22 protein-coding genes are annotated in these 23,623 nt (G+C 64.0%); 13 read left to right on the top strand and 9 right to left on the bottom strand.

The annotated features are described in order from the left end of the window. Window position 1 precedes the first annotated feature (1 nt). Together phnH and phnG are read right to left on the bottom strand one after the other, a co-directional pair. The gene (phnH, locus tag FJ986_RS28440) at window positions 2-613 is read right to left on the bottom strand and encodes a phosphonate C-P lyase system protein PhnH (protein WP_140676612.1); all 612 of its coding nucleotides are present in this window, start codon (window positions 611-613) and stop codon (window positions 2-4) included. Beyond that, on the bottom strand, window positions 613-1,074 hold the full coding sequence (gene phnG / locus FJ986_RS28435; RefSeq protein ID WP_140500313.1) for a phosphonate C-P lyase system protein PhnG: 462 nt from the start codon (window positions 1,072-1,074) through the stop codon (window positions 613-615). The genes phnH and phnG overlap by 1 nt, the downstream gene beginning before the upstream one ends. Window positions 1,075-1,190: 116 nt before the next feature. Between phnG and phnF the strand changes: the two genes are divergently transcribed. Further along, window positions 1,191-1,940 carry a phosphonate metabolism transcriptional regulator PhnF gene (gene phnF / locus FJ986_RS28430; protein ID WP_140657252.1) on the top strand — a complete coding sequence of 250 codons (750 nt, stop codon included), beginning with the start codon at window positions 1,191-1,193 and terminating at the stop codon, window positions 1,938-1,940. A 119-nt stretch (window positions 1,941-2,059) separates the two neighbouring features. Here phnF and FJ986_RS28425 read toward each other — a convergent pair whose 3' ends face one another. From FJ986_RS28425 to FJ986_RS28400, 6 genes are all read right to left on the bottom strand, one after another. Next, a complete protein-coding gene (locus FJ986_RS28425) occupies window positions 2,060-3,079 on the bottom strand; it encodes a zinc-binding alcohol dehydrogenase family protein (RefSeq protein ID WP_140676609.1) in 1,020 nt (339 codons plus the stop codon). Between the two features lie 61 nt (window positions 3,080-3,140). After that, window positions 3,141-4,109: an ABC transporter permease gene (locus FJ986_RS28420; RefSeq protein ID WP_140500307.1), complete on the bottom strand. Its 969-nt coding sequence runs from the start codon at window positions 4,107-4,109 to the stop codon at window positions 3,141-3,143. Further along, window positions 4,106-5,659: a sugar ABC transporter ATP-binding protein gene (locus FJ986_RS28415; protein ID WP_140500305.1), complete on the bottom strand. Its 1,554-nt coding sequence runs from the start codon at window positions 5,657-5,659 to the stop codon at window positions 4,106-4,108. Before FJ986_RS28415 ends, FJ986_RS28420 begins: the two co-directional genes overlap by 4 nt. Window positions 5,660-5,721: 62 nt before the next feature. Next, window positions 5,722-6,717, bottom strand: coding sequence for an ABC transporter substrate-binding protein (locus FJ986_RS28410; RefSeq protein ID WP_140500303.1), 996 nt, complete (start codon window positions 6,715-6,717; stop codon window positions 5,722-5,724). Window positions 6,718-7,051: 334 nt separating this feature from the next. Beyond that, window positions 7,052-8,050: an aldo/keto reductase gene (locus tag FJ986_RS28405; protein ID WP_140522562.1), complete on the bottom strand. Its 999-nt coding sequence runs from the start codon at window positions 8,048-8,050 to the stop codon at window positions 7,052-7,054. A 110-nt stretch (window positions 8,051-8,160) separates the two neighbouring features. Further along, the gene (locus tag FJ986_RS28400; RefSeq protein WP_140500299.1) at window positions 8,161-9,666 is read right to left on the bottom strand and encodes an altronate dehydratase family protein; all 1,506 of its coding nucleotides are present in this window, start codon (window positions 9,664-9,666) and stop codon (window positions 8,161-8,163) included. Between the two features lie 252 nt (window positions 9,667-9,918). Here FJ986_RS28400 and FJ986_RS28395 point away from each other — a divergent pair, with 252 nt between their 5' ends. From FJ986_RS28395 to gndA, 6 genes are all read left to right on the top strand, one after another. Next, entirely contained in the window at window positions 9,919-10,821 is a 903-nt protein-coding gene (locus tag FJ986_RS28395) for a GntR family transcriptional regulator (protein ID WP_140513783.1), read from the top strand. Between the two features lie 138 nt (window positions 10,822-10,959). Then, on the top strand, window positions 10,960-11,316 hold the full coding sequence (locus FJ986_RS28390) for a DUF2946 family protein (RefSeq protein ID WP_140549462.1): 357 nt from the start codon (window positions 10,960-10,962) through the stop codon (window positions 11,314-11,316). 102 nt (window positions 11,317-11,418) lie between these two features. Further along, complete coding sequence (locus FJ986_RS28385; RefSeq protein WP_140522558.1) at window positions 11,419-11,961, top strand: copper chaperone PCu(A)C; 543 nt, start codon at window positions 11,419-11,421, stop codon at window positions 11,959-11,961. A gap of 38 nt (window positions 11,962-11,999) precedes the next feature. After that, window positions 12,000-12,518 carry a YcnI family protein gene (locus FJ986_RS28380; RefSeq protein WP_140676606.1) on the top strand — a complete coding sequence of 173 codons (519 nt, stop codon included), beginning with the start codon at window positions 12,000-12,002 and terminating at the stop codon, window positions 12,516-12,518. Between the two features lie 53 nt (window positions 12,519-12,571). Beyond that, window positions 12,572-14,206 carry a copper resistance CopC/CopD family protein gene (locus FJ986_RS28375; RefSeq protein ID WP_140676603.1) on the top strand — a complete coding sequence of 545 codons (1,635 nt, stop codon included), beginning with the start codon at window positions 12,572-12,574 and terminating at the stop codon, window positions 14,204-14,206. Between the two features lie 115 nt (window positions 14,207-14,321). Further along, complete coding sequence (gene gndA / locus FJ986_RS28370) at window positions 14,322-15,770, top strand: NADP-dependent phosphogluconate dehydrogenase (RefSeq protein WP_281405850.1); 1,449 nt, start codon at window positions 14,322-14,324, stop codon at window positions 15,768-15,770. Between the two features lie 102 nt (window positions 15,771-15,872). On the opposite strand, the gene FJ986_RS28365 is transcribed toward gndA, so the two are convergent. After that, window positions 15,873-16,916 (bottom strand): LacI family transcriptional regulator, encoded by a 1,044-nt coding sequence (locus FJ986_RS28365; protein ID WP_140500287.1) that lies wholly within the window; start codon window positions 16,914-16,916, stop codon window positions 15,873-15,875. A 402-nt stretch (window positions 16,917-17,318) separates the two neighbouring features. On the opposite strand from FJ986_RS28365, the gene FJ986_RS28360 reads away from it, so the two are divergent. The 6 genes from FJ986_RS28360 to FJ986_RS28335 all read left to right on the top strand — a co-directional run bounded on the left by FJ986_RS28360 (window position 17,319) and on the right by FJ986_RS28335 (window position 23,513). Next, the gene (locus FJ986_RS28360; RefSeq protein WP_140522554.1) at window positions 17,319-18,557 is read left to right on the top strand and encodes an ABC transporter substrate-binding protein; all 1,239 of its coding nucleotides are present in this window, start codon (window positions 17,319-17,321) and stop codon (window positions 18,555-18,557) included. A 94-nt stretch (window positions 18,558-18,651) separates the two neighbouring features. After that, window positions 18,652-19,545 (top strand): sugar ABC transporter permease, encoded by an 894-nt coding sequence (locus FJ986_RS28355; protein ID WP_140676597.1) that lies wholly within the window; start codon window positions 18,652-18,654, stop codon window positions 19,543-19,545. After that, complete coding sequence (locus FJ986_RS28350; protein WP_140624427.1) at window positions 19,538-20,473, top strand: carbohydrate ABC transporter permease; 936 nt, start codon at window positions 19,538-19,540, stop codon at window positions 20,471-20,473. The genes FJ986_RS28355 and FJ986_RS28350 overlap by 8 nt, the downstream gene beginning before the upstream one ends. Further along, the gene (ugpC, locus tag FJ986_RS28345; protein ID WP_181168322.1) at window positions 20,473-21,573 is read left to right on the top strand and encodes a sn-glycerol-3-phosphate ABC transporter ATP-binding protein UgpC; all 1,101 of its coding nucleotides are present in this window, start codon (window positions 20,473-20,475) and stop codon (window positions 21,571-21,573) included. The genes FJ986_RS28350 and ugpC overlap by 1 nt, the downstream gene beginning before the upstream one ends. A gap of 39 nt (window positions 21,574-21,612) precedes the next feature. Then, a complete protein-coding gene (locus FJ986_RS28340; RefSeq protein WP_140624426.1) occupies window positions 21,613-22,359 on the top strand; it encodes a sugar phosphate isomerase/epimerase in 747 nt (248 codons plus the stop codon). A gap of 11 nt (window positions 22,360-22,370) precedes the next feature. Continuing rightward, a complete protein-coding gene (locus FJ986_RS28335; protein ID WP_140500277.1) occupies window positions 22,371-23,513 on the top strand; it encodes a Gfo/Idh/MocA family oxidoreductase in 1,143 nt (380 codons plus the stop codon). Window positions 23,514-23,623: the final 110 nt, after the last annotated feature.

The following is a 23,623-nucleotide window of genomic DNA, read 5'->3' as shown; positions in this document are numbered from 1 at the left end:
GCTAGGCCTCCGTCGTCTTGATGCGTGTCGTACGCGGCAGGCAGGCGAGGCTGTCATGTGCCGCCAGGATGATGTCGACGCCGCGCGGAAAGCGGTTGATGTTCTGCTTCCACTGCTCGATGAAATGACGCGGCATGAGGGCCGGCGCGATCGTCGCCGTCTTCTCGATGCCAGGACCTTCGAGCAGCAGCGGCGTGCCTGACGTGAGATCGCCGACCTGCAGGATCAATGTGGTCGAGCGGTCGGGATAGTCCTGCGTGCCTTGCGAGAAACCGTCGAGCGCCATCATCTCGGCCGGCGAGGCCACAAAGGCGAAATGCGCGTCGGCCGGGGTGTTGGCCAGCGGCGCGCCGCTGTGAAAGCCGAGCCAGGACATGACCGCTGCCGAGGCATGCAGGGCCGGGTCGAGCCAGAGCGGCGTGTCATTGTCGCACAATGCCAGCGCAACCGCGCCCGATGTCGCCGAAAGCGGCGCCGGCGGGCGGGCCAGGGCCGGCAAGGGTTGCACGCTGCCCGGCCGCGCCATTGCGTCCATGACGGCGCGAAACACCGTCTGGGCGTTGAACACCGGATCGGCGAACCCGCCCTCGATCGATTGCGCTGCGATATCCATCAATCTTCTCCGCGAACCATGGTGAAGAAATCCACCTTCGTTGCCGCCGTTTCGGCGCGGCGCCTTTCTCGTGCCGTGGTCAAGGCAGCCCGCAGCGGCGCGAGAAGGCCCGTTTCGACCGCCTCTCGGTGGGCGGGGTCCTGCCACAGCGCGTCGGCGATGGCCGCCAGCTTCGCCTTCTGCTTGTCGCGGCCGAGCGCATAGCAATGGCCGACCTGTCCGGACGGCAGGCGCACTGTGGCGCGGGTCACGGTGGCCTCGCCGACATTGAACGGCGCGCCGCCGCCGCCGATGCGGCCGCGCATGGTGACCAGGCCGGTCTCGGGACCGCGCAGCAGTTCGGCCTCGGCAGGCAGGCCGGATTCGTTCCAGAGGCGAACGATGTCGTCGCCGCTGGACTGCGCCAGGGTTGCCATGGCCGCCTTGCGTTCGGCCTGGTCGCGCGCTTCCTGTCCTCGCATGAGCAACATCCTTGCTTCTAATTTGTCTATTGATATAGACAACCATACGAATTATACCCATTACCTAACGCGAGTCCATGACGGGTGCGTGACAGGGGCCGGCCAGGGGCGAAACCGTGAACGGAAAACACGTGGCTGACGGTATCGAGCGGCGCAGCGGCGTCTCGTTGTGGCGCCAGATCGCCGACCGAATCCTGCAATCGATCGCTGCCGGCGATTTCGCGGAGAATGCCGCGCTGCCGCCGGAGGTGGCGCTGGCCGAGCGCTATGGCGTCAACCGTCACACGGTGCGCAGCGCCATCGCGGCGCTCGTGCAAGACGGGGTACTGCGGGCCGAGCAGGGGCGCGGCACTTTCGTGCTGTCGCGCAAGCGGCTGTCCTATCCGATCGGCGCGCGCACGCGATTTTCAACCGGCTTGCAGGGCCAGGCGTCGGAGCGGCATATCGTGCTCCTGTCCTCATCGGTCGAGCCGGCCAGCCGGCGCGTCGCCGAAGCCCTGGGCCTTGCCAGGGGATCGGATGTGATTCGCCTGGAGACGCGCGGCGAGGCCGATGGGAAGCCGGTGTCGCGCGCTTCCGGCTGGTTCGACGCCAGGCGCTTCGCCGGCATCGATGTGGCCATGGCCGAGACCGGGTCGATCACCGCATCGCTCAAGCGTTTCGGCATAGACGATTATCTCAGGCAATCGACGGTGCTGTCGGCGCGTCACGCCGATGCTTCCGACCTCGCCGACCTCGATCTGCAGCCGGGCGGCATCGTGCTGGTCACGGTGGCCGTCAACATGACGCCGGACGGCCGGCCGATCCAATTCGCCGAGGCGCGCTTCCCGGCGGAGCGGGTGGAGCTGAAACTGTCGGCGCTGTAGGGCGTGTCGGCCTTATACTAACGCTGGTACCAGACCAGCTCGGTTGTCAGCGGCTTGGCGTTTGGGGGTCGACCTGCGCGGGGCGTCGTCAACTCAGGCCGGGTTCACCGCCTGCCATCTTATGCCCCCACCTCGATCACGGCCTTGATCAGGCCGGATTTCTCATGCGCCCAGCGGGCGAGGTCACGTGGCGTGTCGGCAAGCGTGGTGCGGTGGGTGACGAGCTTGGCCAGCGGCACCGCGCCATCGCGGATCGAAGCGGCGACGTGGTCGAAATCGGCCCTCAAGGCATTGCGGCTGCCGACAAGCGTCATCTCGCGCTTGTGGAACTCGGGGTCGGAAAAGGCGATGTCGTCCTTCACGACGCTGACCAGCACCAATGTCCCGCCATGCGCGACATGAGCGAAGGCCGACTGCACCGAGCCGGTGTTCCCGGTGGCGTCGAAGACCACGTCGAAGCCTTCGCCTGATGTCGCTTCGCTGACCAGATCGGATGCCGCGCCGCGCGACCCGTCGAGGGTCTTGAAGCCGAGTTCATTGGCGGCGAAGCCGAGCCTTTCGCTGCTCATGTCGAGCAGCGTCACGTCGAGCCCGGCGATGCGGGCGAAGATGGCGGTGCCGAGCCCGATCGGTCCGGCGCCGATGACGAGCGTCCGTGCGCCGGGATCGGCACGCGAGCGCCGCACCGCATGGGCGCCGATGGCCAGGAATTCGACGGCCGCGGCATCGGCCAACGACAGGCCGTTGGCTGGATAGAGGTTTTGTTCCGGGACAAGGATCTGTTCGCACATGGCGCCGTCGCGATGCACGCCGAGCACTTCGATCCGGACACAGCAATTGGGTTTACCGTGCCGGCAGGCGATGCATTTGCCGCACGCCAGATAGGGATTGATGATGACCGGCTCGCCCGTGGCAAGACCAACGCCTTCGCCCGCCTCGACGATGGTCCCCGACACTTCATGGCCCATGATGCGGGGGTAGGCGAGGAAGGGATGCTTGCCCTCGAAGATGTGGTAGTCGGTGCCGCAGATGCCGACATGGCTGACCGCCACCAGCGCCCAGCCGGGAGGCGGCGAGCCAGCCGCGGGACGGTCTTCCACGACAAGGTCGCCGGGCGAACGGCAGACAACGGCTTTCATGCTTCAATCCAGTCGGTTCATGGAATCGTCGGCGGATTTTCGACCCGGCCGGCGATCGATTTTACTTGCCACCTCGGCGGCGCAGGCCGTCGAAGTAGACGATGACGATGATCAACATGCCGGTGATGACGCGCTGCCAGAACGTGTTGACGTTGAGCAGGTTGGCGCCGTTGTTGATGGTGGAGAGGATGAACGAGCCGATCAGCGGCCCGTGCACCGAACCGATGGCGCCGAACAACGACGTGCCGCCGATCACCGACGAGGCGATGGCTTGCAGCTCGTAGGTGTCGCCCTGCGTCGGATTGCCGATGCCGATGCGGGACGCGAGCAGCACGCCGACGAAGGCCGCGCACAGGCCGGACAGCACATAGGCCATGTAGATCGTGCGCGGCACGTTGACGCCGGAGAGGCGCGCGGCTTCCGCGTTCGAGCCGACGGAGAAGAGATAGCGTCCCCATCGCGTGTGGTGCAGGAAGACGTAGGAGGGCAGGGCAACCACGATTACCATCCAGAACAGATAGGGGATCCCCAGCAGCGAGCCGCGCGAAAACGCCTGGAACGCGTCGCTGTTGATCGATATCGAATTGCCATTGGTCATCAGGAGACCGATGCCGCGCAGCGAGGTCATGGTCGCCAGCGTGATGATGAAGGGCGGCAGGCCCATCCTGACGATGCCGAAACCGTGGAACAGGCCGATGGCGACCCCCACCAGCAGCGTCGCCAGAACCGCGATCCAGACCGGCCAGCCGGCATTGATCAGCAGCGCGACGATGACGGTGGCGAAGCCGACGATGGCGCCGACGGAAAGGTCGATGCCGCCGGTGATGATGACGAAGGTCTGGCCGACGGCCAGGATGGCGATCAGGGAACCCTGGCGCAGCAGGTTGGTGATGTTGAGCGCCGAGGCGAAGGACGGCGTCGCGACCGCCAGGATGACCCACATCAGAAGCAGCAGGCCAAGCAGCGTCAGCCCGAACAGGGCATTGTAGTTGCGCTTCGGCTTTTCGGCAGGGATCGCCTCGGTGCTCATGTCTGTCCTCCCGTCTTTTCTTGTTTCTCGGCCAGGGCCTGGCTCAGAATGTCCTCGTGATCGGCGGTGCGGAAACCATGCGTGGCCACCAGCTTGCCGCGCCTGAACACATGCAGCGTGTCAGCCAGTTCGTAGACCTCAGGCAGATAGGACGAGATCAGGATGATGCCCGCGCCCTTGGACAACAGCACACTGAACAGCCGGTAGATCTCGGCCTTGGTGCCTACATCGACGCCGACCGTCGGCTCGTCGAAGATGAACAGTTTGGCGCCGTGCGCCAGCCACTTGCCGATGACGATCTTCTGCTGGTTGCCGCCCGACAGGCTGGAGGCCAGCGCGCCGCGCGTCGGCGTCTTGATCCTGAGGTCGGCGATCTGCCGGTCCGCCTCGGCCTTCTCCTGCGCAGACGAGATCAGCAGATTTTTCGATATGCGCTTGTAGATCGGCAGGTTGAGATTCAATGCAACCGGCAGGTTGAGGCACAGGCCCTGGTCGCGGCGGCTTTCCGGTGCCAGCGCCATGCCGAGCTTGATGGCGTCGTGCTCGGAGTTGACCTGCACCTCCTTGCCTTCCCACAACACCTGGCCGGCCGATTTGCGGTGGCGGCCGTAGAGGGTGGTGACGAATTCGCTGCGGCCGGCTCCGATCAGGCCGTAGAGCCCGACGATCTCGCCCGCGCGCACCGACAGAGAGACATTCTCGAAACCCTTGCCGGACAGGTTCCGCGCCTCGGCGATGACGGCGCCCGGCGTGAAATGCTCCTTGTGATAGATCTGCTCGATCGAGCGGTTGATCATCAGCTTGACCAGCTCCGGCTCATTGGTCTCGGCGATGTTGCGGGTGCCGACCAGCGTGCCGTCACGCAGCACCGAGACGCGGTCGGCGAGCTCGAACACCTCCTCCATGCGATGGCTGATGTAGATGATGGTGACGCCTTCACCCTTCAGGCGGCGGATCAGCGTGAACAGCTGGTCGGCCTCCTTGCGGGTGAGGTACGCGGTGGGCTCGTCGAAAATCAGGAATTTGGTGCCGCGCACGGTGGCGCGGGCGGCGGCGATCAGCTGCTGCTGGCCGATGGTGAGATCGCCGAGCACGACATGCGCCGGCAGGTCGAAGCCGAGACCGTCGATGATCTTCTGCGCTTCCCTGACCATGGCTCGCTGCTGGAGGATGCCGAAGCGCGAGTTCTCCTCGCCGAGGAACATGTTGGCGGCGACGGTCAGGTGACGGCAGAGCACGACTTCCTGGTGCACGGCGTTGATGCCGAGCGCCATGGCTTCGTGCGGCGTCGCCAGGGCAGCCGGCTTGCCTTCCCACACAACCTCTCCGGAGGTGCGCGGGATGACGCCGGTCAGGAGCTTGATCAGGGTCGATTTGCCGGCACCGTTCTCGCCGACGATGGCGTGGATCTCTCCCGCCTTGAAGGCCAGGGTCACAGGCTTCAGCGCATGCGTGCCGGGATAGCGCTTTTCCAGACCCTGCAGCTCGAGGATCGTCCTGCCGGGCTCCAGCACGGGGGCCGGATGCAGTTCCTGCGCGGTCGACGTCATGGCAATCCTCCCTGTTGTTTCCGGGGCGCAGAGGCCCCGGAAACGGTTGCGCGTGCCGATACTCAGTTGAGCTTCGGGTTGAGCAGCGCGTCGATCTTGGGATCCTTCATGTTGGCCTTGGTGACCAGGTTGGCGCCGGTGTCGACATTGGTCTCGACCTTTTCACCCTTGGAGGCGGCAAGTGCGGTCTTGATGCCGTCATAGCCCATCCGGTAGGGATCCTGGACGACGAGGGCGGAAATGACGCCATCGTTGAGGAACTTGATCAGCTTCTCGTCGCTGTCGAAGCCAACCAGCGCCAGCTTGCCGCCGAGGCTGTTTTCGGCGACAGCCTGCCCAACGCCCTGCGCCATGATCAGGTTGGAAGCGAAAATTCCCTTGAGGTTCGGATTGGCCGTGATCAGGTCGGTGGCGATGTTGAGGCCGGTGGTGGCCTGGCCGTCGGCATATTTGTCGGCGACCAGCTTCAGGCCCGGATATTTCGCCTTGAGCTGCTCGATGAAGCCCTGCTTGCGCTGTTCGAGCGAGCCGGCGCCAGGCGTGTTGGTGATCAGGGCAACGTCGCCCTCGATCTTGCCGCCATTGGCTTCGCCGATGGCCGCTGCGAGGCCGTCAGCGGCAACGCGGCCGCCCTGGACGTTGTCGGTGGTCAGGAAGGAGGTGAAGGCCTTGGAGTCGGCGCCGGAATCGATGCCGATAACCTTGACCTTGGCTGCGGCTTCGTCGATCGGCTTGCCGAGCGCCTTGAACTCGGTCGGCGAGATGACGATCGCCGCCGGATTGCTGGCAACGGCGTTTTCGAGGATCGAGATCTGGCCGTTGACGTCAGTTTCTGCCTGGGCGCCGAGCTCCGGCACGTTGACGCCGAGATCCTTGCCGGCCTTGCGGGCCCCGGCCAGCACGATCTGCCAGTAGAAGGACGTGGTGTCCTTGACGATGATCGGAATGGTCACGTCCGCCGCCGAAACCGGCGCCGGGTGCATGACGCCGGCAAGCATCGACGCGGCCGCCAGCGCCATGACTGCGCGGCGATTGAGAATGCTGGTCACGAATTTCATGGAATTCCTCCCTAGGTCGCCCGGTGAACGATATGGAAGCTCGGTTCGGATAGGCGTAGCCAAACAGAACTTTATCAATAAAAAACAGTTGCAATATTTTGATAGTGCATCAATCCGGTCGATGCAAGCGGTGTTTATGCCATCCTCGGGGCATGGCGGTCATGACCGCACTGGCGCCTTGCTCTCCCCACGCTGCCCGACGCTTCCGTTTCGCGTGACTAATTTATGGAATATTAATTCCATAAATTAGTCAATATAGAATGCCCGTTCCTTCTCCGGTTCGCGGGATCGTGAAGCCCCGCGATCGCACCTTCACCCGGGCGGGCCGGCGGCTTCATGCCAATTCCTGCACCACGGTGTAGGGGCGATACCTGGCGTAGTCCGCCTGAGGCACGTCGACATCGAGCAGTTCGAGGTTGCGGGTCAGGTTCGCCAGCTTGGCGGTGCCGGTCAGCACGGTGGCGACCGAGGATTCCTGGAGAGGGAACTGGAACGCGGCGGCGGCGAGCGGGTAACCACCTTCGGCCGCGATCCGCTCCATCGCGCCGACGCGGTCGAGCACGTCACCGCTGGCGGGCTTGTAGTCGAAATGGGCGCCCTGCACCGGTCCGGTCGCCAATATGCCGGAGTTGAACACACCGCCGATGACCAGCGAAGTCTGTCGGGCGCGGCAGAGCGGCAAAAGTTCGGCCTCGGCGCTGCGATCGAGCAAGGAATAGCGGCTGGCGAGCAGGATACAATCGAGCGGCGCGCGACGCATCACGTCGAGACATATCCGGACTTCGTTGACGCCGAGCCCGTAGGCGGAAATGACGCCGGAGTTTTTCAGTTCTTCGAGCGCCTTGAGCCCACCGTCCATCAACTGGCGAAAGTGCATTTTGGTCTTCTCGACGCCATGCGTGTACACGCCGATGTCGTGCACAAACAGGATGTCTATCCTGTTTAGACCAAGCCGCGCATAGCTGAAGTCGACCGAGCGCATGATGCCGTCATAGGAATAGTCGTAGTCGAGCGCGAAGGGCAGCGGATCGACATAGGAGTGATCGGGAACCTGATCCTCCGGAACGGGCCGGAACAGGCGCCCGACCTTGGTCGACAGCACATAGGAATCGCGCGGCTTATAGCGCAGGAAGTCGCCGAAACGCCGCTCCGACAGGCCGAAACCATAGAAGGGCGCGGTGTCGAAATAGCGCAGGCCCGCCTCCCACGCGCCTTGCAACGTTTCCATCGCCGCCTCGCGCGAACAGGCGCGGTAGAGCCCGCCGATCGCGGCACCGCCGAAGCTTACTTCGGTGACCTCGAGCGCCGTCTGGCCGATGCGGCGTTTTTCCATGCACAACCTCCGTTGCCCGCCATTATCCGGCGCGGCAGATTCCAAGACCTCAAGCCGCAGCATTCCAGGAAAGCTCGTGGCCACTTTCCGGACTGCGCGACTTCAAAGAGCTAGAGCGTCGCGCCGAGATGCCAGGGCACGAACTCGTTGTCGCCGTAGCCGAAATCCTCGCTCTTGGTCTTGCGGCCGGAGGCCGTCTCGACGATCAGTTCGAAGATCTCGCGGCCCATGCCGGCGATGGTCTTCTCGCCGGAGGCGATGACGCCGCAATTGACGTCCATGTCCTCTTCCATCTGATGATACATGGTCGAGTTGGTGGCGACCTTGATCGACGGCGTCGGCCGGCAGCCGAAGCAGGAGCCGCGGCCGGTGGTGAAGACGATGATGTTGGCGCCGCCCGCCACCTGGCCGGTGGCGGACACCGGGTCGTAGCCGGGCGTGTCCATGAACACCAGCCCGCTGCCGGTGACCTTTTCGGCATAGCCGAAGACGCCGTTGAGCGGCGTCTGGCCGCCCTTGGCGACCGCGCCCAGCGATTTCTCCAGGATGGTGGTGAGGCCGCCGCGCTTGTTGCCGGGCGAGGGGTTGTTGTCGATCGAGGCGCCGTGCTTGGCGACGTGGTCCTCCCACCACTTGACGTAGCCGTCGAGCTTCTTGGCGATCTCGGGCGTCGCGGCGCGATAGGCGAGCAGATGTTCGGCGCCGTAGATTTCCGTCGTCTCGGAGAGAATACCGATGCCGCCGACGCCGGCCAGGATGTCTACGGCAGCGCCCAGCGCCGGATTGGCTGTGATGCCTGACATGCCATCGGAGCCGCCGCATTGCAGGCCGACGACGATCTCGCTGACCGGGATGGGTTCGCGCTTGAGCTGGCCGACTTCCTCGGCGATCTCGGCCAGCACGCCCATCGCCTTTTCGACCGATTTGCGCGACCCGCCGGCATCCTGGATGTTGAAATGGCGTTTACCGGCGGCCGCACCCTTCTGGCCGTACAGCGTGAGCTGGTTGACCTCGCAGCCGAGCCCGACCATCAGCACACCGCCGAAATTGGGATGGCGGGCATAGCCGGCCAATGTGCGGTGCAGCACCATCATCCCGTCGCCGGTGGCGCTCATGCCGCAGCCCTGGCCGTGGACGATCGGGACGAAGCCGTCGATGCCGGGATATTTTGGCAGCAGCGTGCGGTTGGCTGCGTCGGCGATGGCGTGGCAGACGGTGGCCGAACAGTTGACGCTGGCGATGATGCCGATGAAGTTGCGCGTGCCGGCGCGGCCGTCGGCGCGGCGATAACCCATGAAGGTGCGGGCGCGGTCGGCCTCGGTCGCATGCTCGGCCTCGCTTGGCGGCACCACCGGCAGGCGGCCGGCCTCGAACACCAGATTGTGCGAATGGACATGCTCGCCGGGCGCGATGTCCTGCGTGGCGCGGCCGATCGCCTGGGCATATTTGACCACGGCGGACCCGGCGGGAATCGGCTTGATCGCCACCTTGTGGCCGGGCTCGATGACGGCGGCGGCAAGCGCGCCGCCGGGCAGCGCGGTGCCGGTCTCGATGCGGCCGTTGGCGACCGCGACATTGTCGGCTGGGGACAGAAGAATTGAGTTGGAGGCGTTCACGGGCGTTTCCTGGGGTGATCCTGGGAGGCGCGGATTGACACGCGCTTGTTAAGAGTTAATGTCTTTTATCGTGAAAAAACAGTTTTGCGTCAATTGTTTTTTCCGGCAGTTCCTGTGCGGCTGGATGAGTAGCGGCGCTGCAACCGGTAAGCGAGCCCCTCGGCAAAGCGATTCCGCTTTCGAAGGCGATAGGAACATCATATTGCGCTTCAAGCCGGCCGCCGCAAGCGCCGGCCAGCGATGGGTCAGGGCATGTCGAAGAGCAACAACGTTTACAAGGATGCCTATAACAGGTGCCTCAGGCTGCTCGACGAGACGCGCAGCCTGCCTTCGGAACCGGAACTGGGTACGCTGCTCGGCGTCAGCCGCACCACGGTGCGCAGCATCCTTGGGCGCATGGAAGAAACCGGACTGATCGCCTGGAACAAGCGCGCCAAGACGGTGCTGCGTGAAACGCGCCCCGATGATTTCTTTCCCGAGGAAGAGACCGACACGCTGGCCGAGATCATCGAGCGGTCGTTCATGCGCAGGCTGCTCGCCGGCGGCGCCGAGGCCGGCATGCAGATCAACGAGCTCGAACTGGCGCGCGAGATCGGCGTCGGCACCACCAGCGTGCGCGAGTTCCTGATCCGCTTCTCCCGCTTCGGCCTGATCGAGAAGCGCCGTAACAGCCATTGGGTGCTGAAGGGTTTCACCCGCGCCTTCGCGCTGGAGTTGACGGAAATCCGCGAGATGTTCGAGCTGCGCTCGGCATCGGCGTTCACCGCACTGCCGCAGGACAGCGCGGTGTGGGTCGATCTCGACAATCTCGAAGAGGAACACCGCGGCCTCGCCCGTGACATCGCCACGCGCTTCAACGAGTTCTCGGAGCTCGACGAGCGCTTCCATCGGCTGATCCACCGCGCCTCGCACAACCGCTTCATCGTCGATTTCTATGATGTCATCGCCATGATCTTCCATTACCACTACCAGTGGAACAAGGCGCAGGAGCGCGAGCGCAACGAAATCGCGATCGGCGAGCATCTGGCCTATATCGCGGCGCTCAAATCACGCGACCTGGGCAAGGTCGATGCCGCCTGCCGCAAGCATTTGAAGTCGGCGCGCCAGACGCTGCTGACCTCGATCCCCGAGAGCCGGCATCCACAGAGGCCCTGATCGCGCCGCGTTGCCGCAGCACCGATTTGCCGATTTTCCGTCTCTTGCTGCCGTGGTAGACATCTTCCGGTGATCGCTTGAAGATGCAGATGGTTTGAACAGGCAAGTCATTTGACCAAAAAGGGGAGACGGTGGAGCATTCCGGTCGCGCTTGTCGCGGCCTACCTGCTGCTGCTTCAGTCGACGCTGAGCGCATTCGCCTTCGCCACCGGACCGGCCGCCTCGCAAATCGACGCCTTCGGCAACGTCATCTGCACCCACGAGGGCACTGCCCAGCTTCCCGATGGCGGCCCGCATCCGTCGCATCTGCCGGCATGCTGCATGCTGGGCTGCAGCATGGTTTCAGCGGCCTTTGCGCCGCCACCCGATGCCGGGCTTGCGCTGGCCTCGCTTTCGTTCGAAGCCGTCGTTTTCATCTTTCCGGCGGCCACGCATCTCGATTTCGCGCGCCAGCGGTCGCCGTCGAACCCGCGCGCGCCGCCGCTGTCGGCCTGAGCCTGCTCTACGCCCGGCGGAACCTTCCGCCGGTGCTTTCATCCAAAGAACGGATCTTTCGCGACCGGCCATCGGCGCGATCCCCTATTCATGGAGCAAACCATGTCCCAAGCTTTTCATATCGCGGCGCCTCCTTCGGGCGGCCGCACCAAGTTCCTGCGCCGTTTCAATGAACGTGTCGGCCTTGCCGTGCTGGCGTTTGTCCTCTTGTTCTTCGGTGCCCAGGCCGTCTGCGCGCATGAATTCAAGGCCGGCGATCTCGAAATCGAGCATCCCTGGTCGCGCGCGACACCTACAGGCGCCAAGGTGGCCGGCGGCTATTTCACCATCACCAACAAGGGCAATGCACCCGACCGGCTGCTGTCGATTTCCTCCGACGTCTCCGAAAAAGCAGAGCTGCATGAAATGGGCGTCAAGGACGGCGTCATGACCATGCGGCCGGTGACGGGAGGCCTGGAAATCCCGGCCGGCGGCAAGGTGGCGCTGGCGCCCGGCGGCTATCACCTGATGTTCATCGGCCTGAAGCGGCAACCCAAGCAGGGCGAAGAATTCGCCGCCACGCTGACCTTCGAAAAGGCTGGCGCCGTGAACGTCGAGTTCGCTGTCGAAGGCATGGGCGGCGGCATGGACGACCACGCCAATTGACCGCGCCATCCACAACTATTGAATTCAGAGGGACCATCATGAACAAGTATCTTTTGTCGGCCGGCGCGCTTCTGGCGCTGGGAACCAGTGCCGCCTTCGCGCATATCACGCTCGAAACACAGGAAGCGGCGGTCGGTTCGACCTACAAGGCCATCCTGCGGGTGCCGCATGGCTGTGACGGCAAGGCGACGACCGCCGTGCGCGTGCAGATCCCGGAAGGGGTGATCGCGGTGAAGCCGATGCCGAAGCCCGGCTGGACGCTGCAGACCAAGAAGGGCAAGTACGAGAAATCCTACCAGCTCTCCGGCCAGGCGGTGGCCGACGGCGTCAAGGAGGTCGATTGGAGCGGCGGCAATCTGCCGGACGAATTCTACGACGAGTTCGTCTTCCGTGCGATGCTGACGGCAGACCTCCCGGCGGGTCAGAAACTCTATTTCCCGGTGGTGCAGGAGTGCGGTGGCGCCGCCGACCGCTGGATCGAAATCCCGGCGGCCGGGCAGGACGAAGACGCCCTGGAGAACCCCGCGCCCGGCATCGAGCTCACGCCGAAAAAGTAAGCTCTCGCGATGCGCTCCATTGTCAGGAGCGCGCCGCATTTCATGGCAATGACATGACGGTGATATTCCCTTCCAGGACGGTTCGCGCGACCGGCAAGCTCATCGGCCGAGCTGCCATAGGGCTGCTGACCTTGGCCATGCTGATTGCCGTGGCCACGACAAATCAGGCCTTTGCGCACGCCGCGCTGATCAAGACCGATCCGGCCGACGGCGCCGTGCTGTCGCAGGCCCCGGCGCAATTCGCGCTGACTTTCAGCGAACCGGTCTCGCCACTGGTGCTGACGCTGGTGAAGCCCGACGGCACGCCCGTTCCGCTGACGTCCTTCCGCCTCAGCGACCAGACCGTCGTGATCGACGATCCGCAGGCACTCGGATCGGGCACGCATGTGCTGAGCTGGCGAGTGATTTCCGCCGACGGTCATCCGGTCGGCGGCTCTCTGCTGTTTTCCATCGGCGCGGCGAGCCAGCCGCCGGCTGTTTCCGAAGCCGTCGACTGGCAATTGCGCTCGGCGATCTGGATCGGCAAGGTCTGCCTCTATATCGGCCTGTTCCTCGGCGTCGGCGGCGCCTTCGCTCTCGCCTGGCTGGCGCGGGGTGGCCGCGCCGGACAGCGCTTCGTTGCTGCCGCAATCCTGTGCGGGCTGGTCGCGGCACCCATGTCGCTTGGCTTTCAAGGGCTGGATGCGCTCGGCGCGCCGCTCTCGCATATGGCGCAGCCGGCCATCTGGACCGCCGGTCTCGGCACCAGCTTCGGCTGGACGGTGTTGATCGCGTTGATCGCGCTGGGGCTCGGCCTTTTGTCGCTGGCCGGACCGCGCGCGGCCGCCAGGCCCCTCGCGCTCGCCGGCCTGGCCGGAACGGGCCTCGCGCTCGCCGCCAGCGGCCACGCAAGTGCCGCCGAGCCGCAATGGCTGACGCGGCCGATGGTGTTCCTGCATGGCGCGGGCATTGCCTTCTGGGCCGGCGCGCTGGCGCCGCTCGGACTCGCGCTGAAACGGCAGGATGCCGAAGCCGTCACGTTCCTTCGCCGGTTCTCCGCCGCTATCATGCCGGTGGTGGCCTTGCTTGCCGCCGCCGGCGTGGTGCTGGCCGTCATCCAGGTGCAAACACCCGCAGCCCTGGTCAACACCGCCTATGGCCGGCTGCTGCTGGTCAAGCTCGCGCTGCTGGTCTTCCTGTTCACGCTCGCCGCCGTCAACCGCTGGAGATTGACGGCAATGGCCGAAGCGGGGGCGACGGAAGTGCGGCGCAGGCTCACCCGTTCGATCGGCGTTGAAATACTGATCGTACTCGCCATCTTCGGTGTTGCCGCCGGCTGGCGCTTCACACCGCCGCCGCGGGCGCTGGCGATTGCCGCGGCGCAGCCGGTGTCGGTTCATATCCACGCGCTGAAGGCGATGGCCGACCTCAGCATCACGCCCGGCCATGCCGGGCCGGTCGCCGCCTCGATGATCATCATGACCGGCGATTTCGGGCCGCTCGACGCCAAGGAGGTGACGCTTGTGCTGTCGAAGCCGGACTCCAGCATCGAGCCGCTGAAGCGGGCCGCGACAAAGCCCGGCGACGGCAGCTGGCGTGTCGACGATCTCGTCATCCCGGTCCCTGGCCGGTGGACGGCGCGCATCGACATACTGGTCTCCGACTTCGAGATGGTGAAGATCGAGGCGCCGGTAGACATCAGGCCGTGATGGCTCTCCAACACAATTCGGCGAGGCGGTTGACGCGAGCCTGAAGGCCCGTCAATCATCCCTGGCAGGATGCATCTTGGCGAAACCCCGGCAATCGCGGGCTCGAACAAACAAGATCCGAAAGCAGGGAAGAAACATGGAAAAAGCCGAAATCGGCCTGATCGGCCTTGGCACGATGGGCTCCAACCTGGCGCTCAACATCGCCGAGCACGGGCACCGCATCGCTGTTTTCAATCGCACCAAGGCGCGTACGGATGCCTTTGTCGAGAATGCCGGCGCGCTCAGGGATATGGTTGTCCCCTGCTACAGCCTGGAAGAACTCGCCGCCGCGATCCGGCCGCCGCGTCCGATCATCATCATGGTGCTGGCCGGCAAGCCGGTCGATGAACAGATCGCCGCATTGCGCGGCGTGCTGTCCCATAATGACATCGTCATCGATGCCGGCAACGCCAATTTCCGCGACACGATGCGGCGCTTTTCCGAGCTGGCGGGCTCCGGCCTCACCTTCATCGGCATGGGCGTGTCCGGCGGCGAGGAGGGTGCGCGCCACGGGCCGTCGATCATGGTCGGCGGCACCGAAGAGTCCTGGAAGCGCGTCGAGAAGGTGCTGACGGCAATCTCCGCCAAGTTCAAGGACGAGCCATGCGCGGCCTGGCTCGGCACCGACGGCGCCGGCCATTTCGTCAAGACCATTCACAACGGCATCGAATATGCCGACATGCAGATGATCGGCGAGATCTACGGCATCCTGCGCGACGGCCTGGGCATGGGGCCGAAGGAGATCGGCGCCGTATTCGCCGGCTGGAACAAGGGCCGGCTCAACTCCTACCTGATCGAGATCACCGCCAAGGTGCTGGCGTCAGATGATCCCAAGACCGGCAAGCCGGTGGTCGACATCATCCTCGACCGCGCCGGCCAGAAGGGCACCGGCAAATGGTCGGTCATCGAGGCACAGCAACTCGGCATTCCGGCGACCGCCATCGAGGCGGCGGTGGCGGCACGCGTCCTGTCGTCGATCAAGGACGAGCGGCTTGCGGCGGAAAAAGCCTATGGCAACATCGGCGTCACCAGGATTTCGGGCGACAAGGCAGACCTGCTCAAGGATTTGGAACTGGCGCTGTTCGCCGGCAAGATATCAGCCTACGCGCAAGGTTTCGCGGTGATGAGCGGCGCTTCGAAGGCGTTCAACTGGAACCTGCCGATGCCGACCATCGCCAAGATCTGGCGTGCCGGCTGCATCATCCGATCGCAGATGCTCGACACCATGGCCGAAGCTTTCGGCAGCGGCGGCGCTTCGACCAATCTCCTGATGGCGCCGGCCTTCATCACCATGATGCAGGAGGCGCATCCGTCACTGCGGCGTGTCGTGGCCAGGGCTTCAGAAGCCGGTTCGCCGGTGCCGGCGCTGTCTTCGGCCCTTGCCTATTTCGACAGCTATCGCCAGGGCCGCGGGACCTCGAACCTGATCCAGGCACAGCGTGATTTCTTCGGTGCGCATGGCTTCGAGCGTATCGATGACAAGGGCGCCTTCCATGGACCCTGGGGGAGCGGCGCCGCCGGCTAGCGGTTCAGCGTTTCGCGGAACGGCGTACCGCTCTATCTCTTTGTTTTTTGGGCAATGCCTTAGGAAAGCTACGCGGGAATTGCTCTGGCGGCGGGGCTTCAATCAGCCGCGATAGGCCACAACTTCGCCCGGCGCGCTGAGCGACTGCAGCGAGCCGGGCGCCGCGCCGCCGATCCAGCCGAGCACGGCGCGGGCGAGCTCGGAGCCGGCCAGCCGGAAGTTCTCGTTGACGATCAGCAGTTCCCGGCGGAACAGATGCAGCAGTTCCGACGACTGCTTCGACACCACGTCGATGTCGCGGCCGAGTTTCAACCCGGCGTCCTCGATGCCGGCAACAATGGCAAGCGTGGCGGCCGCGGCGCTGCTGACGATGCCGTCCGGCCTGATGTCGCGGCGCATCAGCTGCGCGGTCCTCATCCTGATCTGCTCGATCGAGTGGTCGATCGAAACGGTGTTGAACGGCACCTCCGAGGCGCCGACTTCGCTCAGCGCGTCGGCAAAGCCGTTCACGGTGTGGCCATGATAGGTCAGGCCGACCGGCGGCGTCACCAGAGCCAGCCGACGCCGGCCCAAGCCGGCCAGATGGCGCACCGCCTCGGCCGCGAAGGCGTAATTGTCGAAATCATGATAGGGGTGCACGAGCCCCATATCGGTGCGGCCGTGCGTTGCAAAAGGTATGCCGCGCTCCAGCATGTAGCGGGCCCTTGGATCGTTGGGCTGCGTGCGCGAAATGATGACGCCATCGGCGGAGCCGGTCTCGACGAGATAACGCACCGGATCCAGCGGATCCTGCGAGCGCGAGTAGGGCGTGACGATCAGATGGTAGGGCGTATCGGCGATGACTTCGGTGACGCCGTAGATGATGTCTGAGACAAAGCTCATGATCTCGTGCTCGGTGTTGAGCACGAGGCTGATGACGTTGGTCTTGCCGGTTCGCAGGCGCACGCCGGCGCGGTTCGGCCGGTAACCGATCTGCTTGGCCACGAGCTGGACGCGGCGCCTGGTCTCGGCGCCGATCTCCGGCGCGTCCTTCAGCGCCCGCGACACGGTGGTGACGCCGAGCCCGGTCATGAAGGCAAGCGTCTTCAGCGTCGGCCGCTCCCTGGCCGACGTCTCGTCATCGCTGTCCGTGCGCCGTCTGTCCATTCGTCCCGCCCCGTCAGGCGCTTAGCAGCCGCCGGCCAGGCCGGCAATGCCGCCGTCGCTCCCATGGCGCGTCTCCTTAGCTGAACAAGCCTATACTGAAACGTTACAGATTGTCACGACCGGTGTTCGACCAGGCTGTGGCCGAGGTCGAAAGTCCGCATGGGCTCGCCGCCGAAAAGCGTTGGGAATCAGCAGGAAAGGCATTGGGAGCAAGCTTCTTGCGAGCGTTCTGTCTTGCCATGTGGGATTTTGCGTATTGCGCTGCACAACGGGCTCCATCCCGAAAGGATTTTGTTCGCGGCTCGAAAAATATCGAACTGACTTTCAAGGGAAGGGTTGCGCATGTCTTACAATTGCCGTATCGAAAATCTGTAACGTTTCAGATTCTGGGAGGAAACCGAAATGCGATACAAATTCCTGACCGCCGCGCTTGCGGCGACGGTGGCGTTGAATTTTGCCGGGCCGGCGGCCGCAACCGATCTGGAAGTCACCCATTGGTGGACATCCGGCGGCGAGGCCGCGGCGGTCGCCGAACTCGCCAAGGCCTTCGACGCAACCGGCAACCACTGGGTCGACGGCGCCATCGCCGGGTCCGGCGGCACGGCGCGGCCGATCATGATCAGCCGCATCACCGGCGGCGACCCGATGGGCGCCACCCAGTTCAATCACGGCCGGCAGGCGGAAGAGCTGGTGCAGGCAGGCCTGATGCGCGACCTCACCGATGTCGCCATCAAGGGCAAGTGGACCGAGGTCGTGCGGCCGAAGAGCCTGCTCGACGGTTGCACCATCGACGGCAAGATCTATTGCGTGCCGGTCAATATTCACTCCTGGCAGTGGCTGTGGCTGTCGAACGCGGCCTTCGAGAAGGCGGGCGTGCCGGTGCCGAAGAACTGGAACGAATATGTCGCCGCCGCCCCGGCGCTGGAAAAGGCCGGCATCGTCCCGCTCGCGGTCGGCGGGCAGGCCTGGCAGGCGTCGGGCGCATTCGACGTGCTGCTCGCCGCGGTGGGCGGCACCGACACCTTCCTCAAGGTCTACAAGGACAAGGATGCGACGTTCGCCGCCGGTCCTGAAGTCGCCAAGGTCTTCAAGGCCGCCGACGATGCGCGCAAGATGGCCAAGAACACCAATGTGCAGGACTGGAACCAGGCGACCAACATGGTCATCACCGGCAAGGCCGGCGGCCAGATCATGGGCGACTGGGCGCAAGGCGAATTCCAGGTCGCCGGCAAGACAGCCGGCAAGGATTATACCTGCCTTCCCGGGCTTGGCCTGAACGAGGTCATCGCCACCGGCGGCGACGCCTTCTACTTCCCGCTGCTCAAGGACGCCGACAAGTCCAAGGCGCAGGAAGTGCTGGCCGAGACCTTGCTCGATCCCAAGACCCAGGTCGCCTTCAATCTCAAGAAAGGCTCGCTGCCGGTGCGCGGCGACGTCGACCTCAACGCTGCCAACGATTGCATGAAGAAGGGGCTCGACATCCTGGCCAAGGGGGCCGTCATTCCCTGGACGGACCAACTGCTCTCGCAGGACAGCCAGAAGCAGAAGGAGGACCTGTTCTCGGAGTTCTTCGCCAAGCCCGACATGACGCTCGAAGAAGCGCAAAAGCGCTTCGCCGACATCATCGCCTCGGCCGATTGACCGCCGACAAGCCGCCTCGCTCCCGGCCACCTCAGGGCCGGGAGCGAGGCGTGCCGACCTTGTCGCCCTTACCCGATCCAGCATGGCTGCACCGATGAGCAAGAGCGAACGCCCGAGCCAACTCTTCCGCAACCTCAATGCGAAGGTCGCCTCGATCCCGATGATCCTCACCGCGCTGGTGGTGTTTGTCGGCGGCACGGCCTGGACGGTGCTTTATTCCTTCACCAATTCGAAGCTTCTGCCGCGGCTGCATTTCGTCGAGCTCGACCAGTACTACCGGCTGTGGGCGACGCCGCGCTGGCTCGTCTCGATCGAGAATCTCTTGATCTACGGCGTGCTGTCGCTCGTCTTCTCGCTGGTAATCGGCTTCCTGCTTGCGGCACTGCTCGACCAGAAGATCCGTTTCGAGGACACGTTCCGCACCATCTTTCTCTATCCCTTCGCGCTTTCCTTCATCGTCACCGGCCTCGTCTGGCAATGGCTGCTCAATCCCGATTTCGGCATTCAAGGAGTGGTTCGCGACCTCGGCTGGACAAGCTTCAATTTCGATCCGCTCTACAATTCGAGCATCGTCATCTACGGCATATTGATCGCCGCGCTGTGGCAAGGCACCGGGCTGATCATGTGCCTGATGCTGGCCGGCCTGCGCGGCATCGACGAGGACATCTGGAAGGCCGCGCGGGTGGACGGCATCCCCACCTGGAAGACCTATCTCTTCATCATCATCCCGATGATGCGGCCGGTCTTCATAACCACGCTGGTGATCATCGCGTCGGGCATCGTCAAGGTCTACGACCTCGTCGTCGCGCAGACCAGCGGCGGTCCCGGCATTTCCTCTGAAGTGCCAGCCAAATATGTCTACGACTACATGTTCTTCGCCCAGAACCTCGGCCAGGGTTTTGCCGCCTCGACCATGATGCTCCTGTCGGTGATGATCGTCATCGTGCCGTGGGCCTATCTCGAATTCGGAGGCCGCAAGCGTGTCTGATCATGCCGTCTCCCTGGCCGCATCCCAAGCCGCCATCCGCGCCGATGCCTCGGGACCGAGCGGACCGAAGCCCCGGCACATGTTGTCGCGCCGCAACATCTTCCTGTACGGCACGCTCATCGTGGTGGCGCTCTACTACCTGCTGCCGCTCTACGTGATGGTTGTCACCTCGCTCAAGGGCATGCCGGAAATTCGTCTCGGCAACATCTTCTCGCCGCCGGTCGAGATCACGTTCGAGCCGTGGGTCAAGGCATGGTCGCAGGCCTGCACCGGCCTCAACTGCGACGGTCTCTCTCGCGGTTTCTGGAACTCGGTGCGCATCACCGTCCCCTCGGTGATCCTGTCGATCGCAATCGCCTCGGTGAACGGCTACGCGCTCGCCAACTGGCGCTTCAAGGGCGCCGACACGTTCTTCGTCATCCTGATCGTCGGGGCCTTCATCCCCTATCAGGTGATGATCTATCCGATCGTCATCATCCTGCGCGAGATCGGCCTCTATGGCAGCCTGAGCGGCCTGGTGATCGTGCATTCCATTTTCGGCATGCCAATCCTGACGCTCTTGTTCCGCAACTATTTCACCTCCATGCCGGAGGAACTGTTCAGGGCTGCGCGCGTCGACGGCGCCGGCTTCTGGGGCATTTACCTGCGCATCATGTTGCCGATGTCGCTGCCGATCTTCGTCGTCGCCGTCATCCTGCAGGTGACCGGCATCTGGAACGACTTCCTGTTCGGCGTTGTCTATACGCGCCCCGACACCTATCCGATGACGGTTCAGCTCAACAACATCGTCAACTCGGTGCAGGGGGTGAAGGAATACAACGTCAATATGGCCGCCACCATCCTGACCGGACTGGTGCCGCTGATCGTCTACTTCATTTCCGGCAAATTGTTCGTGCGCGGCATTGCCGCCGGCGCGGTGAAAGGGTGATGTCGATGGCGGCAAACGGCACCAGCGTTTCGATCCAGGACCTGTCGCTGAACTTCGGCTTGGTCTCGGTGCTGCAGACGCTCAACCTCGACGTCGCCGAGGGCGAGTTCATAGTGCTGCTCGGACCCTCGGGTTGCGGCAAGTCGACCTTGCTCAACTGCATCGCCGGACTGCTCGACATTTCGGACGGCCGCATCTTCATCAAGGGCAAGAACGTCACCTGGGAAGAGCCCAAGGACCGCGGCATCGGCATGGTGTTCCAGTCCTACGCACTCTATCCGCAGATGACGGTGGAGAAGAACTTGTCCTTCGGGCTGCGCGTCGCGGGCGTGCCCAAGGACGAGATCGCGAGGCGCATAGCGCGCGCCGCCGAGATCCTGCAGATCGAGCCGCTGTTGCAGCGCAAGCCTGCGGCGCTCTCCGGCGGCCAGCGCCAACGCGTGGCGATCGGGCGCGCGCTGGTGCGCGACGTCGACGTGTTCCTGTTCGACGAGCCACTGTCGAACCTGGACGCCAAGCTGCGCTCCGAACTGCGCGTCGAGATCAAGCTTTTGCACCGCAAATTGCAGAACACCATGATCTACGTCACGCATGACCAGATCGAGGCGATGACGCTGGCCGACCGTATCGCGGTCATGCGCGGCGGCGTCATCCAACAACTCGACGCGCCGCAGACCATCTATAACAAACCGGTCAACCGCTTCGTCGCCGGCTTCCTCGGTTCGCCGGCGATGAACTTCATTGACGGCAGGCTCGAGAAAGACGCTGGCAACTGGTTTTTCGTGGCCGACAATCTCAAGGTTCCACTCGGCACCTATCATTTCGACAAGCAACCGGAAGCCGGCCCTGCCGTGTTCGGCATCAGGCCCGAGCATGTCAGCCTGAACAGCGGCACGGGCTGGCCATTCTCGACGGCGGCCAATGTCGAGGTGGTCGAACCGATGGGGTCCGACACGCTGGTGTGGCTGAAGCTTGCAAAGCAGAATTTCAGCGTCCGGGTCACCTCGGAACGGACCCCCAAAAACGATGAGGCGGTGACGGTGGGCTTCGACCCGATGCGCGCCTCGCTCTTCGATGCCCAAACCGGCAGCCGCATCTAAAGCCCGATAACCATCCCCCAAGCAGAACGGACAAAGACGATGAACTGGTCATTCCAACTTTACAGCGCACGCAATTTTCAGCCCTGGGAAAGCGTGCTCGAGATGCTCGGCAAGCTCGGCTACACAGAGGTCGAAGGCTTCGGCGGCGTCTATGACGATCCCAAGGCCTTCCGGGCCGAACTCGATAAAAACGGCCTTGCCATGCCGACCGGGCATTTTTCGATCGACGCACTGGAGAAGGATTTCGACGGCGTGCGCAGGATAGCTGAAGCGCTCGGCATCAAGCTTTTGATCTGCCCCTACCTCATGCCTGAGTCCAGGCCTTCGGACGCTGCCGGCTGGCGCGGCTTCGGCGAGCGCCTGGCCAAGGTCGGCGAGACGGCGAAGAAGGCCGGCTACGGCTTTGCCTGGCACAATCATGATTTCGAGTTCAAGAAGCTCGCCGACGGCTCGCTGCCACAGGCTCACATCCTGGCTTCCGCGCCCGACATCGGCTGGGAGATGGATGTCGCCTGGGTGGTGCGCGGCGGCGCCGATCCGCTGCCCTGGATCGAACAGCACGGCAAGCGCATCGTTGCCGTCCACGTCAAGGACATGGCAAGGCCGGGCGAGGGGCTGGACGAGGACGGCTGGTCGGATGTCGGCCACGGCACGATCGACTGGGCCGGCCTGATCGAGGCGCTGCGGGCCAAGAGCGCGGCCAAATACTTCGTCATGGAACAGGACAATCCCAATGACATCGAGCGCTTCGCCCGCCGTTCGATCGCAACCGTAAAGGCCTATTAGGAACAAGCATCATGGCAAACAAACTTGGCGTCGGCGTCATCGGCTGCGGCAACATCTCGAAGGCATATTTCTCGCTGGCGCCGCTGTTTCGCGGCATCAAGATGCGGGCTTGCGCCGATATCAACATGGACGCCGCGAAAGCGCGGGCGAAGGAGTTCAAGCTGCGCGCCGAGACGGTCGAGGACCTGCTCAAGGCCGACGACATCGACATCATCGTCAACCTGACCATTCCGGCCGTGCACTACGAAGTGTCGAAACAGGTGCTCGACGCGGGCAAGCATGTCTATTCGGAAAAGCCCTTCGTGCTTTCGGTCAAGGAGGGGCTCGACTTGAAGAAGCGGGCGGAGAAGAAGGGACTTCGCATCGGCTCGGCACCCGACACCTTCTTCGGCGGCGCGCATCAGTTGGTGCGCAACCTGATCGATACCGGCAAGCTCGGCAGGATCACCAGCGGCACCTGCCATGTCATGGGGCACGGCATGGAGCACTGGCACCCCAATCCGGACTTCTTCTTCCAGCCGGGCGCCGGCCCCGTGCTCGACATCGGGCCGTACTACATCACCAATCTGATCCAGCTGATCGGACCGGTGAAGCAGGTGGCGGCCTTCGCCACAACCCCGGCCAAGGAACGCACGATCAGTTCGAAGCCGCGCGCGGGCGAAAGGATCCCGGTCAACACGCCGACCACCATCCACGGCCTGCTGGAGTTCGAGAATGGAGCCGTGATCACGCTCAACACCAGCTGGGACGTTTGGAGCCATGGCCATGCGCCGATGGAGCTCTATGGCGAGATGGGAAGTGTGTTCGTGCCGGATCCGAACTTCTTCGGCGGCGACGTGCGCTTCACTGAAGCGGCCAAGCCGGTCAAGAAGCTGCCGAAATGGCAGCATCCGTTCGGCGTGCCCAATGAGATGCATTCACAGGGCATGATGGCCAATTATCGCACCGCCGGTCTCGCCGACATGGCGATTGCGATCTCCGAGGGCAGGCCGCACCGCTGCTCGATGGAGCTGGCGCTGCACGCCGTCGACGTCATGACGGGAATCCTGCGCTCGGGGGAAACCGGCAAGTTCGTCGCCATGCAGACCACCTGCGAACGTCCAGCCGCGCTCGGCATCAAGGAAGCCAAGGCGCTGATGGCGAAGAAGAGCTAGAGCGCGGATTATCGATAATTTTGATGAACCCTCTCCCCGTTTTCGCGGGGAGAGGGTAAGGGTTGGGGCGCAGGGCCTGCGCGTCGCGTTCCGATGACAGTGCCCAATCC

The organism is Mesorhizobium sp. B1-1-1 (genome assembly GCF_006442955.1).
Lineage (GTDB): Bacteria > Pseudomonadota > Alphaproteobacteria > Rhizobiales > Rhizobiaceae > Mesorhizobium.
Note: the sequence above shows the minus strand (reverse complement) of the source record. Positions and strands in the feature narration are given on the sequence as shown.

Bases quoted from the DNA above. Each gene is read 5' to 3' on its own strand.
- FJ986_RS28385 (WP_140522558.1), top strand. From the start codon at position 11,419: ATGTCCCAAGCTTTTCATATCGCGGCGCCTCCTTCGGGCGGCCGCACC.
- FJ986_RS28425 (WP_140676609.1), bottom strand. From the start codon at position 3,079: ATGAAAGCCGTTGTCTGCCGTTCGCCCGGCGACCTTGTCGTGGAAGAC.
- FJ986_RS28395 (WP_140513783.1), top strand. From the start codon at position 9,919: ATGTCGAAGAGCAACAACGTTTACAAGGATGCCTATAACAGGTGCCTC.
- phnH (WP_140676612.1), bottom strand. From the start codon at position 613: ATGGATATCGCAGCGCAATCGATCGAGGGCGGGTTCGCCGATCCGGTG.
- FJ986_RS28335 (WP_140500277.1), top strand. From the start codon at position 22,371: ATGGCAAACAAACTTGGCGTCGGCGTCATCGGCTGCGGCAACATCTCG.
- ugpC (WP_181168322.1), top strand. From the start codon at position 20,473: ATGTCGATGGCGGCAAACGGCACCAGCGTTTCGATCCAGGACCTGTCG.
- FJ986_RS28405 (WP_140522562.1), bottom strand. From the start codon at position 8,050: ATGGAAAAACGCCGCATCGGCCAGACGGCGCTCGAGGTCACCGAAGTA.
- phnG (WP_140500313.1), bottom strand. From the start codon at position 1,074: ATGCGAGGACAGGAAGCGCGCGACCAGGCCGAACGCAAGGCGGCCATG.
- FJ986_RS28380 (WP_140676606.1), top strand. From the start codon at position 12,000: ATGAACAAGTATCTTTTGTCGGCCGGCGCGCTTCTGGCGCTGGGAACC.
- FJ986_RS28355 (WP_140676597.1), top strand. From the start codon at position 18,652: ATGAGCAAGAGCGAACGCCCGAGCCAACTCTTCCGCAACCTCAATGCG.
- FJ986_RS28340 (WP_140624426.1), top strand. From the start codon at position 21,613: ATGAACTGGTCATTCCAACTTTACAGCGCACGCAATTTTCAGCCCTGG.
- FJ986_RS28360 (WP_140522554.1), top strand. From the start codon at position 17,319: ATGCGATACAAATTCCTGACCGCCGCGCTTGCGGCGACGGTGGCGTTG.
- FJ986_RS28375 (WP_140676603.1), top strand. From the start codon at position 12,572: ATGACGGTGATATTCCCTTCCAGGACGGTTCGCGCGACCGGCAAGCTC.
- FJ986_RS28410 (WP_140500303.1), bottom strand. From the start codon at position 6,717: ATGAAATTCGTGACCAGCATTCTCAATCGCCGCGCAGTCATGGCGCTG.
- FJ986_RS28415 (WP_140500305.1), bottom strand. From the start codon at position 5,659: ATGACGTCGACCGCGCAGGAACTGCATCCGGCCCCCGTGCTGGAGCCC.
- FJ986_RS28420 (WP_140500307.1), bottom strand. From the start codon at position 4,109: ATGAGCACCGAGGCGATCCCTGCCGAAAAGCCGAAGCGCAACTACAAT.
- FJ986_RS28365 (WP_140500287.1), bottom strand. From the start codon at position 16,916: ATGGACAGACGGCGCACGGACAGCGATGACGAGACGTCGGCCAGGGAG.